At 60.2% G+C, this 14,397-nt stretch carries 16 protein-coding genes and 2 tRNA genes; 12 read left to right on the top strand and 6 right to left on the bottom strand.

Annotated elements, in window-relative coordinates:
• Positions 1–41 precede the first annotated feature (41 nt).
• Positions 42–356, bottom strand: a complete 315-nt coding sequence (locus CH271_RS21285; protein WP_094634715.1) for an excalibur calcium-binding domain-containing protein — start codon at positions 354–356, stop codon at positions 42–44.
• A 142-nt stretch (positions 357–498) separates the two neighbouring features.
• Here CH271_RS21285 and CH271_RS21280 point away from each other — a divergent pair, with 142 nt between their 5' ends.
• Positions 499–702: a DUF3072 domain-containing protein gene (locus tag CH271_RS21280; RefSeq protein WP_037187289.1), complete on the top strand. Its 204-nt coding sequence runs from the start codon at positions 499–501 to the stop codon at positions 700–702.
• Positions 703–993: 291 nt separating this feature from the next.
• Positions 994–2,040, top strand: coding sequence for an alpha/beta hydrolase (locus CH271_RS21275; protein ID WP_037188761.1), 1,047 nt, complete (start codon positions 994–996; stop codon positions 2,038–2,040).
• Here the strand turns inward: CH271_RS21275 and hisC are convergent.
• The gene (gene hisC / locus CH271_RS21270) at positions 2,029–3,081 is read right to left on the bottom strand and encodes a histidinol-phosphate transaminase (protein ID WP_094634735.1); all 1,053 of its coding nucleotides are present in this window, start codon (positions 3,079–3,081) and stop codon (positions 2,029–2,031) included. The two genes, CH271_RS21275 and hisC, sit on opposite strands and share 12 nt — an antisense overlap.
• A gap of 93 nt (positions 3,082–3,174) precedes the next feature.
• Here hisC and CH271_RS21265 point away from each other — a divergent pair, with 93 nt between their 5' ends.
• The 5 genes from CH271_RS21265 to CH271_RS21250 all read left to right on the top strand — a co-directional run bounded on the left by CH271_RS21265 (position 3,175) and on the right by CH271_RS21250 (position 5,390).
• Positions 3,175–3,939 (top strand): dienelactone hydrolase family protein, encoded by a 765-nt coding sequence (locus CH271_RS21265; RefSeq protein WP_037187291.1) that lies wholly within the window; start codon positions 3,175–3,177, stop codon positions 3,937–3,939.
• Positions 3,940–4,062: 123 nt separating this feature from the next.
• A tRNA-Ser gene (locus tag CH271_RS21260) sits at positions 4,063–4,152 on the top strand.
• 50 nt (positions 4,153–4,202) lie between these two features.
• Positions 4,203–4,275, top strand: a tRNA-Arg gene (locus CH271_RS21255).
• A 190-nt stretch (positions 4,276–4,465) separates the two neighbouring features.
• Positions 4,466–4,702, top strand: a complete 237-nt coding sequence (locus CH271_RS28515; protein ID WP_141216545.1) for a hypothetical protein — start codon at positions 4,466–4,468, stop codon at positions 4,700–4,702.
• Positions 4,703–4,724: 22 nt separating this feature from the next.
• Positions 4,725–5,390, top strand: coding sequence for a hypothetical protein (locus CH271_RS21250; RefSeq protein ID WP_141216546.1), 666 nt, complete (start codon positions 4,725–4,727; stop codon positions 5,388–5,390).
• 113 nt (positions 5,391–5,503) lie between these two features.
• On the opposite strand, the gene CH271_RS29630 is transcribed toward CH271_RS21250, so the two are convergent.
• Both CH271_RS29630 and CH271_RS21240 read right to left on the bottom strand, forming a co-directional pair.
• Complete coding sequence (locus tag CH271_RS29630; protein ID WP_094634713.1) at positions 5,504–6,721, bottom strand: tyrosine-type recombinase/integrase; 1,218 nt, start codon at positions 6,719–6,721, stop codon at positions 5,504–5,506.
• A complete protein-coding gene (locus tag CH271_RS21240; RefSeq protein ID WP_094634712.1) occupies positions 6,714–7,346 on the bottom strand; it encodes a helix-turn-helix domain-containing protein in 633 nt (210 codons plus the stop codon). Before CH271_RS21240 ends, CH271_RS29630 begins: the two co-directional genes overlap by 8 nt.
• 123 nt (positions 7,347–7,469) lie before the next feature.
• Between CH271_RS21240 and CH271_RS21235 the strand changes: the two genes are divergently transcribed.
• The 5 genes from CH271_RS21235 to CH271_RS29130 all read left to right on the top strand — a co-directional run bounded on the left by CH271_RS21235 (position 7,470) and on the right by CH271_RS29130 (position 11,686).
• Positions 7,470–7,682, top strand: a complete 213-nt coding sequence (locus tag CH271_RS21235) for a helix-turn-helix transcriptional regulator (RefSeq protein ID WP_230595287.1) — start codon at positions 7,470–7,472, stop codon at positions 7,680–7,682.
• A 1,060-nt stretch (positions 7,683–8,742) separates the two neighbouring features.
• On the top strand, positions 8,743–9,594 hold the full coding sequence (locus tag CH271_RS21230) for a ParA family protein (RefSeq protein ID WP_256986480.1): 852 nt from the start codon (positions 8,743–8,745) through the stop codon (positions 9,592–9,594).
• 128 nt (positions 9,595–9,722) lie between these two features.
• Entirely contained in the window at positions 9,723–9,953 is a 231-nt protein-coding gene (locus CH271_RS29390; RefSeq protein ID WP_249305506.1) for a hypothetical protein, read from the top strand.
• A 116-nt stretch (positions 9,954–10,069) separates the two neighbouring features.
• Complete coding sequence (locus CH271_RS21220) at positions 10,070–10,534, top strand: hypothetical protein (RefSeq protein ID WP_094634710.1); 465 nt, start codon at positions 10,070–10,072, stop codon at positions 10,532–10,534.
• A gap of 414 nt (positions 10,535–10,948) precedes the next feature.
• Complete coding sequence (locus CH271_RS29130; RefSeq protein WP_143546090.1) at positions 10,949–11,686, top strand: hypothetical protein; 738 nt, start codon at positions 10,949–10,951, stop codon at positions 11,684–11,686.
• Here the strand turns inward: CH271_RS29130 and CH271_RS28505 are convergent.
• Positions 11,647–12,816, bottom strand: a complete 1,170-nt coding sequence (locus CH271_RS28505) for a hypothetical protein (RefSeq protein WP_094681423.1) — start codon at positions 12,814–12,816, stop codon at positions 11,647–11,649. The genes CH271_RS29130 and CH271_RS28505 overlap by 40 nt on opposite strands.
• Positions 12,813–13,691 carry a serine/threonine-protein kinase gene (locus CH271_RS21210; protein ID WP_170944868.1) on the bottom strand — a complete coding sequence of 293 codons (879 nt, stop codon included), beginning with the start codon at positions 13,689–13,691 and terminating at the stop codon, positions 12,813–12,815. Before CH271_RS21210 ends, CH271_RS28505 begins: the two co-directional genes overlap by 4 nt.
• Positions 13,692–14,397: the final 706 nt, after the last annotated feature.

The raw sequence follows: 14,397 nt of genomic DNA, 5'->3' as shown, positions 1-14,397 counted from the left end.
CAGAGAAATCGGTGTCATCTGTCTGCACAAGTGCGAATTCGCTACTCGCAGCCGATGCCGTCGTCGTCGCGGTCGAGATGAGGCCCGTAGCCGTAGTCGCCTCGATAGACCGGGGCGGCACCGGCGTCACGCGCCGCATCGCAGTTCTTGTACTGGAATGCCCCGCCGGAGGGAGCAGGTGCCGACAGTGGGGCCGGCGGTGAGGGAAGGAGTACCGGGCAGAACTGGGCCGATCCGCTGCTGCAGAGGAAATCGGTGATCGGGTCGGCCGAGGCGACGGCCGGGGCGGTGACCAGAGCGGCCGCAGCGATCGCACCGCTGATGCCGATCTTGACCAGCAGGTTCTTCGTCTTCATGGAACTCCAATCGAGGGGATGTGTTGTGGAGCATTCTCGGCCAATTGTTGAACTGTCAATCAAGTCATTCGAGTGACCTACGCCGCGACTCCGCGAACGCGGATGTGTTTGGAACCCGGCGATTCGGCGTATCTACGAACGTATGAGCGAAAACGAGCAGGTCAATCAGAACCCCGAGAAGGATCCCGACGATTGGGTCACCGGCGACGAGCCGATGACCGGCCCACAGAAGAGCTACCTGGGCACCCTTGCGCAGGAAGCGGGAGAGGAAGTTCCCGAGGGTCTCAACAAGGCGCAGGCGTCGGAAATGATCGACAAGCTGCAGGGCGAAACCGGCCGCGGCTGAATCGACGCCGCAGAGGTCCACTCGATGTGACATTGACCCCCGAAAAGTCCACCGAATGTCACATCGAGTGCCCCGCGCGAACGGCGTGTACGAGGACATCCGACCAGGTAGACCGTTATGCCTCGAGTACATGTAACAAAGGATCACGCGGACTTTTGGACCCGCATGTGCGCGGCTATTGTGAGCGAACCCACAGCTTTAGCGTGCGCGCAACTCGGTGGGTACGTTGAGTGACGGATGTTGTTTGTGTTGCGCCCCGTGAGGGTGCGCCGGGGGAGGATGGGCAATCTGATGCACCGCCGAGTGTTGGCAGTAGCGGGAACTGCTCTGGCAGTGTCGCTGCTGGGGTCGGGTCTTGCCGGGGCGCAGCCGCTTCCCGATACCGGCAGTTCCGACGGTGGCGGTGCGGCTCCCGGAATCACAGCTCAGTCCCTGCCTGCGGCGTCGGCACGCATCGATCGTGTGGACATGCTGACCGACCGTCGCGCTGCGGTGTGGGTCGACTCGCCCGCGATGGGACGCGCCATCCAGGTCCAGGTTCTTCTTCCGGCCGCGCAGGCCGTGTCCCGCCCGACGCTCTACATGCTCGACGGTGTGAGCGCGGGCAAAGAATCCGATTACAAGGAAAGCACCTGGACGCAGAAGACCGACATCGTCGACTTCTTCGCGGACAAGCAGGTCAACGTCGTGCTCCCGGTCGGTGGATCGAGCAGCTATTACACGGACTGGAACGTGCCGGATCCGGTGCTCGGCGTGAACAAGTGGGAGACGTTTCTGACGTCGGAGCTGCCGCCGCTGATCGATGCGCGCTTCTCCGGTAACGGCACCAACGCGATCTCGGGTGTGTCGATGGGTGCCCAGGCCGCGATGGACCTGATCACCCGTCACCCCAGCCTCTACACCGGAGTCGCAGGCCTGAGTGGTTGCTACGACAATTCGCAGACCAACTTCAAGGACGCGGTGCGCGCCACCGTCGCCACGAACGGCGGCAACGCGACGAACATGTGGGGCGAGAACACCGATCCCCGGTGGGTCGAGCACGATCCGTCACGTAATGCCGAAGCGCTCCGCGGCAAGGACGTCTACTTGTCCGTCGGCACCGGCCTGCCCGGTCCGTACGAGCTCGGCCCCGGTGGTAGCGGCGTCGAGAGCGCACTGATGGGCGGACCGCTCGAGGCGGCCGCGCTGTACTGCACCACCGTGTTCGATACTCGACTCCGGTCGCTCGACATCCCCGCGACAGTTGTCTACCGCCCGTACGGCATCCATCAGTGGCCGTACTGGCAGGACGACCTGCGTGAATCGTGGCCGACGCTCGAGCGCGCGCTAGGCCTGTAGAGCAAACTTCAGAAATGCGTCGTTCTCGTGCGGGTCGCCGATGGTGACCCGCACTCCGTCGTTTCCGTAGGCGCGCAGCAGTACGCCCTGTTCGGCGGCAGCAGCAGCGAATTCACCCGAGCGTTCGGCCAGCGGCAGCCAGACGAAGTTGGACTGCGATGCACCGACGTCGTAACCGCCCGCCACGAGCGCATCGCGCACACGATCACGTTCCGCGATCAGACCATCGGTGCGAGCCAGCAGTTCCGCCGAGGCATCCAACGACGCCACCGCTGCCTGTTGCGCCACGGTGCTGACAGCGAACGCGATCCGCACCTTCGACAGTGCCGTGATCACCTCGGGATCGGCAATCGCGTAACCCACCCGCAAACCGGCGAGTCCGTAGGCCTTGGAGAACGTCCGCAGCACGATCACGTTGCGTCGTCCGCGTGCCAGCTCCACTCCGTCGGTGTGGTTGCCCGCGTCGGGGCGGGTGTATTCGAAGTAGGCCTCGTCGAGCACCACGAGAATGTTCGACGGCACCGCGTCGAGAAACGCCTCGAGCTTGTCGCGCTGAACGACCGTTCCGGTCGGGTTGTTCGGGTTGCAGACGAAGATCAGCCGGGTGCGGTCGGTGATCGCGGTAAGCATCGCGTCCAGATCGTGCACGTGGTCGGCGGTCAACGGAACCTGCACGGGCGTGGCGCCGGCGACGCTGGTGACGATGGGGTACGCCTCGAACGAGCGCCAGGCGAACAACACTTCGTCGCCGGGACCGCAGGTGATCTGAACGACCTCCTGGCACAGCGAGACGGAACCACTTCCGACGGCCACGTTCTCCGTGGCGACGCCGAGCTTCTTCGCCAGTGACTCGACGAGCGCGGTCGCTCGATTGTCGGGGTAGCGATTGACGCCGCCGACGGCCTCCGCGATCGCGTCGCGCACGCTCGGCAGCGGTCCCTGCGTCGTCTCGTTGCTCGCCAGTTTGATCGCACCCGGAAAGGTGCGGCCGGGAACGTAGGCGGGGATGGCGTCGAGGTCGGGGCGGATGCGCGCGGTCACGGCTGCCATTATGCGCCCAGGTTCGGGGTTGACTTCTACGCGTCCGTGATATTGCTGTGCACGACCGGACCGATCGTCCTATCTTCGATAAGTATGTCGGGAATATTGAGCGACGTCGCAGTTCTTCGGTCCGCCTCCGCGCCCACGGTGGGCGCGGACGACGTGGTGGACACGTCCGCGCACGAATCACCCCCGCGAGAGAAAGTTCCGTTGACGGCCGTCGAACCCGACGGGCCACCTCGCGGCGGAATCGTCGTGCTGCACGAGGCCCGTGAGGTGCCCGAGTCTCTGCTCGACCTGCTGCGCGCACTCGCCTTGGAAGGCTGGCTGGCCGTCGCGCCGAACCTGTTCCATCGAGGTCACGGCGACGACAAGGAAGTATTCGGCGACGACCTCTTCGCGGACTTCGACGCCACCTCCGACTGGCTCGTCCAACGCGGTGTCTACCCCGACTGTGTCGGAGTCATCGGGTTCGACGACGCAGGGACGGCAGCGTTGATCGTGGCCACCAGTCGTCCGGTCGGGGCGGCGGTCAGTGTCGCTGCGGCCGGAATCGTCGAACCGCTCAACTCCGACGCAGTCGCGTTGGTCGAGGCAGCACCCAAGCTGCAGGCCCCCTGGCTCGGTCTCTACGGCGAGGATGACCCGCACACCCCACCCGATCACATCGAAGCCCTTCGCGACGCCGCCACGCGCGCCTCAGTGGCCACGAACGTCGTCAGCTATTCGGGGCTGAAGCATCGAGCCGACCATCCCCGCGAACAACCCGGCAGCTCCGATCACAGCGACCCGGCAGCGGCGGCGCTCGTCGACGCGCAGACCCGAATCTTCGATTGGTTCGACAGCTTCATGCGCTGAAGAGCAACAAGCATCTTTTACGCGAACGCCGCGCGAACCAGAGGCGTCGACCAGCCGTTTTGCCTTCTGGCCTTTGCCGTGTGTAATCTCTTTCCTCGGCGGTCCGAGAGGGCCGGCAGCCTAGGAGGCGTGCCAGAGCGGCCGAATGGGAGTCACTGCTAATGACTTGTCCTTTCACCGGGACCGGAGGTTCAAATCCTCTCGCCTCCGCCACGAACGGTAGATCGTTACCGTTCAGCTAGACCAGTTGGATAACTGAACATGCGCCCGTAGCTCAACGGATAGAGCACTTGACTACGGATCAAGAGGTTAGGGGTTCGAATCCCTTCGGGCGCACAGAAGAAATGCCCCGGAGCTGCAGCGATGCGGTTCGGGGCATTTTCGATGACCATCCGAGTTGCGCCCGGCTCAACACTTACTCAACACATTGGTCGGAATTCGGCACGAAAGTGTTGAGTTCACGGTGTCGGGGCCGGACAGCCTCAGTCCCAACATTGGAACGGCTCGACCATGACACAGTGGCGTCGTGACGATCAACGAGTGGTGGCTGACGGACCCTGCCGAGCGGTATTGGATGGAGACGATCAGGCGCGACGATTTCGGCGATGGAAATCAGAGTCCCGTTCGCGAAGCGAAACGGAGTCTCGACTCCGTACTGGGAGCTCGTCAACCACGTTCGGGACGGCGACGTCGTACTCCACTGGACGACAGCCCGGGATGGGAAGCCATCCAGGTTCGTCGGTTGGTCGATCGTCGACGGTGAGCCGTACGAGGTCGACAACCTCGTGTACAACGACAACAGCCCCGCGAGCGGCCGAGAAGCTCTGTTGCGCGACTACACGGAGTTCTCGACGTCGGTTACCTTCCAGGATTTGAACGAACGCCTACCCGCCATCCGCTCGGTGCAGGATGTCCTCGAGATCGGCCGTGACGGAAGCGTCTACTTTCCGTTCGCATTTCTCTCGAATGGAACCCTCCGCCCCAAACAAGGTGGGTACCTCAGCAAATTCCCCTCCGCGCTATTCGGTGTGCTGCCAGAACTTGCTGTCGCGCAGATCCACTCTTCAGCCGACCGAGGCGTGGATGGCAAGGGATCGGAGACGTCGTCGACGGCGCGTTCGGATCGCCGGCAAGCCCTCGAGGCAGGTCACGTGTCGGACCCCAAGGTCCGGCGAGCGATCGAGATGCAGGCTGTGCGGCAGGCGATTCAGCACTACGAGTCGCTCGGGTACGAGTGCAAGGATGTCGGCGCATCCCGGCCTTTCGACCTCCTGCTTTTCGGTTCTGGGGACCTAGCCAGCGAGCGGCATGTCGAAGTGAAGGGCTCGACGGGGAACCCAATGCCGTCGAACTCACCCACGGCGAGGTCAATCACGCACGGGAATTTCAACCAACCGACCTATTCGTTGTCAGTGGTATCACTTGGCTTCGCCACGGGAGTGATGTCGTGACCAGCCCAGGTCATGGGCGAGTATTCAGTGAGTGGGCTCCGAGAGACGAGGATCTTCTACCGATCCGATTCAGACACGCCGTCCCTGACCAGCATGACCTGACGCCACCCGAGTTACAGATTTGATGACTCGTCGGAGTAGTTCGAGGGTCCGTACAGATCTAGAGTTGCGGTCAGATCTGGCGCAGAATTGATCCGTTGGATGTAATGAGCTTCGGTGACACGCGTCGATGAATGCCCCAGCTGGGTTTGCGCGGTCTCGATGCCATAGGTTTCCTTGATCAATGTGGCAACCGTCTTGCGGAAAGAATGCGGTCTCACCCAGGAGAAATCCGCGCCGAGCGCAGCCCTCCACGATCGTCTGACGTTGGATGGCGAAAGCCAGTTTCCGGTGCTGGTCACGAATACTGCCTCGTGAGGGTTGATGAATATCGGCGATTCTGCCCGGCGCCTCAGTATCGTCGCTGCGAACTCGGGCAGAACCAATGTCAACGGCGGGGAATCGCCTTTCCTGTGTTCCTGACGCCATAGGCGCTCGCCCGCAACCCGAGGAACTATCAAAGTCGCCTGAATCGTCGCGGTCGCAGGGCTGACGTCGAGACGGAGATCCGGATAGCGAAGAGCTAGCACCTCTCCGATCCGAGCCCCAGTCGCAATCAGGAGGTCCATGATGTCTTGTAGGTCTTGGCCAGGCTTGGGGCCAGGCTTCCGTTTCACCGTCCCGTCCGCGAGAACCTCTTCGTGAGCGCAATAAGCTGCGACTCGGCTTCGGATCTCGTTCAGCTCGTCAAGAGTGACGGACCTGACCGGCTGCCTGGCCTTCTTCGGCAGCGCCACTTCTCGGACCGGGTTCTGTGGCATGAGGTCCAATCGGACGGCTTTGGAGAAGACTCCTGTGCACACCACACGTGCAATGCGGGCGCTACTGGGAGCTCGCGCGGCCAGTTCTCGGAGGAACGAATCTACGGTGCCTGTGCGGACTTCCCTGACAAGTAGTTCACCGATGGCCGGTGCACACAGCTTGTTCCAAACATCGAGATAGCGGCTGTAGGACTGCGCTGCCAGTGATGGTTCCTGCTCGGCAAACCAACTCGAGGCCAGGGCTGAGACGGTCGAACTACTCGTCAGGCCGCTTGCGCGGGTTGGTGCCAGCCTGTTCTGTAACTTCGCGTTCAAGTTCCGCCGAGCGGCCTCTGGGGACCGGCCGCTTGCCTCGACCAAGCGGCGCACGCCGTCGGAATCTCGGATACGAACCTTTGCGACGAAAGCCGACCCGCGCTTTGTGTTCGTGATCTTTCCCCACTCTCCAGGGGCAGTGCGCTGCCTAGCCATCCTCTTCGTCCTGTGTGTTCATGCCCAGTTCTGTCATCCGTCGAAAGAGCTCCTCCGAGCGTCGTCGTGCATCCTCGTACAGATACTGCATCGACTCGATATGTTCGGCGGATTCGTTCTTGGACAATCCGTTTCGTAGTTGTACCCGGGCGCGACGCATGGCCTTGAGTGCATCGAGCCATTCGCGAGTGATTCCGACACGATCGTTTCTCGGGTCGAAGGTGTCTCGGACCCACATGTCGAGAGGAGTTTCTGATTGCTCTTCGGTCCATTCCGAGCTCGGTCGCATGAGTCCGGCCTCGCCGCTAAACCAGCGGAGGGCATCGTGAGATTCTTGCGGCAGCCCAGGGAGTACTTCGACCTTCCCTTTGGGAAGGTCGGGGAAGACCAACTGTGCAGGTGAGACTCCCAGTGCCGCAGCCAATACGAGCAGTTCCGAGATGTCAAGGCTCTTCTTTCGACCTGTCTCCAAGTCTGCAACCACCGACCGGGAGATTCCCCACCCGAAGTCGACGGTTCTGTCGGCGAGCTTTGCCGCGGACAGTGCGGAGTGGTCTTTACCCCGGAGTCGGCGAACTTCCGAGGCGACCCGGGCAACGATTGATTCCGCCCAAGACTGCGTCATGGATACGCAGTCTAGCTGAAAATACGTCGGTCTTGTGGGTGGGGTACGTAGTTGCTACTCTGTGGTGGAACCACATGGACTGATCCGATAAGTCCCCCAAAATGTGGCTCTACCACACAATCAGTGGAGGTGCTGAAGATGCCCAGACGGCTGCTGTCTGTCCCGGAGGCTATGGCTTGCACGGGACTTGGACGATCCAACTTCTTCAACAAGATCGCGTCCGGAGAAATCCGGAGCGTGAAGGTCGGCAAGCGTCGGCTCATCCCGGATACGGCCATCGATGAGTACATCGAAGGTCTCGAGGCGGAATCCGACGCCAGTTCAGGCGTCGCGTAAGGCCCGGGGCCAACTGCCCCTCAGGAAACTGAAACGCCCCCGGAGAATCTCGGTGTTACCAGCACCGAAGCCGAGGGCGTCGAAACCACAACCCGTGAGGAAGGAGTTTCGCCACCGATCATAAAGCGTCTTGACAAGTGATTCAAGACATTTCGCTGACGCACCGTTCTCCGCCCCTGATTTCGGTCAGGGGCCGAACGGGCGATGACGCACGCTTCGATTCGCGATCGCGCGGTCGAACCCCTCTGCTCGCACTCGAACAAGCCTTCGCTGTGAACCGTCTAGCAAAGGCCTGATGTGTCGCAGCAGCGTCGTTTTCTGGCAGAGCCCGACGTTACACCAGCCTGCCGCCGGCCTGTGCACCCTGTGTAAATCCTCTGAGACCGGCCTCGAGGCACCACACGCTCGACTGATCATCGAACGAGTGGCGATACCGAGCAGCCGCGCGTCCATCGTGACGCGGGGCTATCGGACGTGGAGCGGACAACGTGGGTGCGGAAATTGGCTCAGGGGCCATGGGGGGTCCGAGACAGACCGACGAAGTACCACGCCTTTGAACCCAGTCACTACTGAAGAGGACCCATGAGAACCCCTGACCATCATCGAATCGAGCCTCACTTGCTTTCGCTCGCACGTCGTTTTCACCCGTCACTGCCTGTGCGGATTGGCGATCGAGCCGGAATCCCCAAGCCTGCCTTGGCATCAGCGGCCAAGCGTGATGAATATCCAGGCTGTAGTCATAACGAATCCAATGACGCACTGCGCGAGCTGTATTCGGCCGTACATCGAATACCAGCAAGGCTTGAATCGCCCGTCTATCGGTCATCACCTGATTGGCCACCAGTGCCAGTGTCGCGTGCATCAGGTGCAATACACGCCACAGGCGTATCGGATCCGACAGAGCCCACTCGAACCACAGGTCCTTCACCGCTGATGCTTCCCTCTCATGTGTTGTCGGGCAATAGACCCCATTCGGGTGATGCCTCCGTCACCAGTAAGGCGACCTATTCACCCATTGCCCGCCGCGGCTCAGATACATCCCTCAGGAGACTGGGGTGCCATGCGTCCCTCGCAACCATTTCGCTTATCACCCGCAACTCCTGCAATGGAAGTGAGACCCGCCATGCCCGCTGACATCATCGCGTTCTGCAACCAGAAGGGTGGCGTGGGCAAAACCACCGAGACCTTCCACCTCACCGACGCCGCCGCGCGTGCGGGCAAACGAGTTCTCGTCATAGATATAGACCCGCAAGGCAACCTCAGTACGGTCCTCGCCGCACAGACTCTTGCTCTCGACGACCTTGGTGTCGCAGACGTGCTTTCGGACTCTTCGGGAGCAACGATCGGCGACACAGTCGTACCCTGCATCTGGCCAGGTGTCTTCCTGGTCCCGACAGTGCCCGGGAACGAATCACTCGCGTATGTGAGAGACCAGCTGGTGGTTGCGGGAGCGGGGCGCGAACGCCGACTTCGAGATGCACTCGAAACCGTTGCTGATCAGTACGACGTCATCCTGATCGACTGCCCGCCCAGCTTGGACCTGCTGACCATCAACGCACTCGTCGCGGCACGCAAAGTTGTTGTCGTCAGCCAATCTGCGCTGTTCTCGGCGAACGGCTTGGCGCGATTATGCCGGACAATTGACGCAGTCAGACGAAGCTACAACGCCGACCTCCGCCTTCTCGGTGCGGTGATCAACCTGCACGAGAACCAAACCATCGCCGGCCGAGAACAGCTCATCGAGATTGCAGCCAGCATTGACATTCTCGGTGATCCAGTGCCGAAACGAGTCGTCATCAAAGACTCGATGGAATCGCAGACCAGTCTGAAGGACTGGGGAACAACCCAAGCGCGGAGCCTGTGGACTATCTACCGCGACACAGTCGAGATCCTCATTGATGGAGAGCAGTGATGGCGCGGCCCGAGCGGATGAAGAGCGCACTGGCCGGACAAAGCCCCGTGAACCCACCTCACCCGGGCAACGACACGTCTCAGCCTGTCGCAGAAACCCTACTGGTACAGAAGAACTCGGAATCAACGGTGGATCACAGCAAGTGCAAACGCTCGTACTATCTCTACACGGCCACTGTCGACGATCTCCTCAACGCCGCGGAGGCACTATCCGCGACACCGGGAGCGCCGCGTGGCCCATCGGATCTGGTCAACGCAGCGGTGGAGGAGTACCTCGAGTCGCTGCGTCTCCGGTTCAACGACGGCAAACCGTTCCCCAAACGGACAGGTCCGCTCGCGCGTGGACCCAGGATTCGCTGACCGGTCTATTACCTAGCCACTGCACTTTTCACCCGCTATCGCGGGTACATCGCACACCAAGTCGGTCCGACGCAGCTGCCGACCGACACATTCCCGGAGATCAGGAGGCAACATAGGTGGATAGTTCCGTACTCGGTATCGAGAACCTGCCGTTGCTTACGTTGGACGAGGCGAAAGCTCGGGCGCTCGACATCGACTTCCGTCGCTGCGGTTCAGCGTGGATGCACGGCAAGATTGTTCCGCACTGGTTGCTGCAGGCCGCAATTCGGTCCGGTGCAGTTGTCTACGACCGTTCCGTTTGGGGTCAACTGGCTCTGTCTGCACACTTCACCGAAGCAAATCGACATGAAATCACCTTCGTTATCACCTACGGGTTGGACGGTGCACCGAACGTCGTTGACGGGAAGACAACCGACTACCCATCGAACATCAACCAACTCGATGATGCCGCTCAGAACGCCGTACCATCGACGCTCGTTCCTAGCCCTGAAAGTGCATTAACTTGGCTGGCGCTCCTGGTTGATTCAATCAACGAGCTGCATGACCGAGCTCGAGCGCTCGTGCGGTGGTGGCCGCGCTAGTCGGATCTTCCTGCCCCTGTCCACGAAGGCGTTTTACGACGGCAGAGTGCTCTCCATGGTGCGCCGTTCGGAAGCCACCGCTCAGGCCGAATCGCTAACGTTGGCCATAAAGCCGAGGCCGTAGAGGGTGGAGAAGCTAAGATCGGTTCGGGCGTTGCACAAAAGGTGGAGGCGTTGTAACAGGGGTTCGCGGCCACCATGCGACTCCACGATAACGTCCTCCTCGAATGATCCTGGAGGTGGATGTTGCCCCCGCAGGCAGGCATCTGTTCGACATTCCGTTGTCCGATACAGCCCCACCTGCCACCGTCCGGATCTCCTACTCAGGCCAGGACCGATGAGACTGACACCGTCGTTACGGCACGGGCTCCAGTCCGATGCGCCTGGACAGGCCAGGGGTCATATTGTGGAGGGGTGGACACCTTGTTATCGACCAGCGTTTTGGTACAACATAGCGACGTCGTCGCGGATGTGGCGAAAGGGAAGGGTACGCGGACTGTCGGGGTACCGATCCACGAGGCCCGCTTGACGGAAGCGTTCGCTCAAGACGCACACAACCTTATGCCTCCTGGAGCAGGTCGTAGCCTCCATCTGCTGTTGGAACCACGAATCGGTCGAGGTCGGCCGGATGTGCTCCTACTTGCAATCTCATCAAGTGGACTTATTTCGTACCTACGTAAGGCCAATCGACTCGCGACCTTCACCGAGGCGCAGGTTATTTCTGGCGATGTCGACGAACCTGTAGGGGTGTCGGCTACTTACGCCCGAGACCTGCGGTCGAAGATGCAGGCCGCAAACTGGAAAGATTCGCAGCTCGCGCATGCGAGGAACCTCGTCCACGACTCACTCGCAGTGGAGGCGAAGATGTCGGACTGGCGACGTGCGGTGAGACAGGTGGCGCGATTCGGGCCGATGGCCCACCGCACTGCAATTTTGATGCCAGAGAACGTTGCGGCTCGCGTCGACCTGCCCACGTTAGGTGTATACGAGAGCGGTCTGATTAAAATGTCGGGCGATCGGCTGTCGTGGCTACGTACCGCGCCTAAGCGTCCGCTTGGTGACGCGCAAAAACTCTGGCTTCTCGAGCTCCTGCATCGACAGCTACAGCGCGATCAGATTCCCTCTGCAACGCGCATTTCCTCAACCGCGTGAAGCAAGTTGGTGACGCGTCCAGCGTAAGCGGGCGGCAGCACTACCCGGTCTCGTGCAATACGGCTGTACAGGCTCGATGCCTCGTTGAGTGACTTTTCGACTGCGTCGAGTCGAGTCGGTACGTCCGCTGAGGTGGTGCCTGCCTCGGCCCTTCTGGACAGTTGCGCCATGAACTGCACTTGGGCCTCCGCCCGTGTCCAGGACGATAAGGCACGGGCGGCGAAGGTTGCGCTGATTTCTGGGAGCACGATGTCGTCGCTGTAGGGGAGGTTCATAACGTATGACAGTTCCTCTTGTGCCTTCAATGAGGCCCACAGAGCGGGTAGATACACCCTCGCAGTTGGGGGCTGACCACCGGCGGGAGACGGTTGCCATTTGGAGATGAAGAATTGTCTTAAGGTGTAAAACCAGCCAGAAGATATTGCGGTAGCGCCAGCGGCCAGACCTAGGAGTCCTTCGAGATCCGAATACCCCCAATGTACTTCATATTCGTTGACCTCTGACAGGGTGTAGATAAGCCGGAGCAAGTTGGACAAGCGGTTCGAGTCCCACGGTGCGGGCGGATAACCTTTAGTTGCCCGATTGACAACTATGTAGAAACCCTGAACATCTATGGTTGTGACAACGTCGAGCCAGTCGGCAATGTCTTTCCAGTTACTTAACGCGCCCTCATCGATGGCGACACTGGCAATGGTTCTATCTCCTCCCCATGCGTCGACGGCAGATCGGGCGTACTGGAGTGCTAGAGGTGTCCAGATATCTGTAAAAGTCGACTGGATGCACGTGGGTGCTATCAAACGGTTGTGAATTCCGACCGCAGTATTGGCGGCCTCGATTGACGCTATTTGGTTGGCGACATCGCCAGCGCTTTGTGACCACTTGATTCGGCGGAAGTTCAAAGCGTGAGATGAATGGCGTCGAGCCGAACCCGCTGGGGTTGAGGAGTAGATATAAGATTGAGGATCGAGGAGCGCATCGAGGCCCCTCGACCGAAGTCCCGTCACCGTTGTGGTGAGTGCGGCGACATCTTCGTCACCAGGGCTGAGCACGACTCCGGAGAGGGAGCCCTGATCGGAGACGTCGAAGATCTTGCTGCCCTTGCCGTATCCGTGCTGAACATAGAAGCTCATACCGTAACTCCAAGTCGGCGTAGCGGAATTGACACATTTCTATACCGCTGGCTGGGGCGCGGAGCCAGCAGACGCGTGATGACTACCTGCAGGTCCTCTTCGCACGACACGCCCTCAAAGGAGGAGGCGTCGAAGCTTTGTAGTCTCCGAAAGTACTCGCTACTGTCTATTTTTTCATACCAGAATGGATGGTGCCCGACAAGCGCTTCAAATGCGACAATCCCGATCTGAAAAAGATCTGTTCTGAAGTCGATTTCTGCGATCCGTCTCATCTCGAATTGCTCAGGTGCGGCGTATCTACCTGTGCGTGGCGATGCGCCGTACGCATCGGTGAGCGGCGAAAGATCATTGTGGTACGCAATTCCCAGATCAAGCAGAACCGGAGAACCTGCATCGTCGAAGACGATGTTGCCGGGTTTGATGTCGCGATGCACAATTCCTGCGTCCGACCACATTGCGTTGACTGCTCGAAGTAGCGCAATAACCAGACGTCGAGAAAGATCCTCGTTTCCACCGAAATTCTTAATAGCCTGATCGAGAGTCCCCCCTGGGTAGTAGGGCTCTGCATACCAAATGTAGTCTCGTCTTGAGAGCCTGCATTTTCTGGGCGGCTCGACGAGCTTTACCACGTGGGGCGAATCGACCTGGGACATACCCTCGATCTCGCGGCCGAAGCGGGTCGGAAACGGGATGGAGTCGTCGGAGTCAAAGTCGTCCTCCGGAAGTGGCTCCTTTACAATTTTGATGACAATGTCGTCTGATCCGCTACGGCCCCGGTAAGCAACCTTGTAAGAACCCTCACCTAGCTCAGGTAAGGCCAGTTGATAATCGGCAAATGCTTGCATCAACTCGTCATCGGAGAAGGGGACCGTCATGCGCTTTCGCTCTGGCTCACCCGACAATATTCGCATACTGGGAGTCGATCTGCACTCAGTAGCAGTGAACGGGAGTGTGGGGTAGCGGTCAACGGGCGTGTGGGCCAATTCGCAAGTATGTCTCGAATCGACCCTTGTGGTGCTTATTTCACAAACTTGATTTTGCAGCAGTGCCTCAGAAATGGTCGTTTCTGGGCCACCGATCTGTGAGACACGGGCGCGGCCAGAATCAACTGAGTCGGTTTGGTCTGAAGAGTGACCGCGATGGCGGGTTGGGTCCTCGATGACGTATGCCCCACAAACGAACGTTGCCGGGACACTCGCAGGTGAGACACCTAGTATTCGAAGCACGGCAGTTGTTCGCCGCGTTGCGACTCGGTTACGTCATGACCTATGAAGGAGACAGGGTTGGAAGCGGCCGGGCGAACCTCTGCACTCCGTATGGCTGTTGTCACTGCGCATTCAGGGGGCGGAGGAGCGTTCTCAATTGAGGATGACATCCGAATGGTCAAGTCCTCACTTCTCTACGCCGATTCAGTAACTCTCTTTTCGTACTCAGCGGCCATGCTCGAAGACTTCTGTGCCGCGGACCTCGCTGGCTACGAGCGACGAATGGAATACCTAGCTGCCCACACTGACGACGTACTCCGGGGGCTCGGACTCGACCCTTCGGTTCTACAAGACTCAACCCTGACAGGCAGGCAAC

Source organism: Rhodococcus sp. 05-340-2 (assembly GCF_002258915.1).
Taxonomy (GTDB): domain Bacteria; phylum Actinomycetota; class Actinomycetes; order Mycobacteriales; family Mycobacteriaceae; genus Rhodococcoides.
This window is presented reverse-complemented; position numbering and strand designations above follow the sequence as displayed.

Excerpts from the sequence above, each read along its gene's own strand:
- CH271_RS21265 (WP_037187291.1), top strand. The coding sequence starts at position 3,175 with ATGTCGGGAATATTGAGCGACGTCGCAGTTCTTCGGTCCGCCTCCGCG.
- CH271_RS21275 (WP_037188761.1), top strand. The coding sequence starts at position 994 with ATGCACCGCCGAGTGTTGGCAGTAGCGGGAACTGCTCTGGCAGTGTCG.
- CH271_RS21240 (WP_094634712.1), bottom strand. The coding sequence starts at position 7,346 with ATGACGCAGTCTTGGGCGGAATCAATCGTTGCCCGGGTCGCCTCGGAA.
- CH271_RS29630 (WP_094634713.1), bottom strand. The coding sequence starts at position 6,721 with ATGGCTAGGCAGCGCACTGCCCCTGGAGAGTGGGGAAAGATCACGAAC.
- CH271_RS28505 (WP_094681423.1), bottom strand. The coding sequence starts at position 12,816 with ATGAGCTTCTATGTTCAGCACGGATACGGCAAGGGCAGCAAGATCTTC.
- CH271_RS21285 (WP_094634715.1), bottom strand. The coding sequence starts at position 356 with ATGAAGACGAAGAACCTGCTGGTCAAGATCGGCATCAGCGGTGCGATC.
- CH271_RS21210 (WP_170944868.1), bottom strand. The coding sequence starts at position 13,691 with ATGACGGTCCCCTTCTCCGATGACGAGTTGATGCAAGCATTTGCCGAT.
- CH271_RS21280 (WP_037187289.1), top strand. The coding sequence starts at position 499 with ATGAGCGAAAACGAGCAGGTCAATCAGAACCCCGAGAAGGATCCCGAC.
- CH271_RS21230 (WP_256986480.1), top strand. The coding sequence starts at position 8,743 with ATGCGTCCCTCGCAACCATTTCGCTTATCACCCGCAACTCCTGCAATG.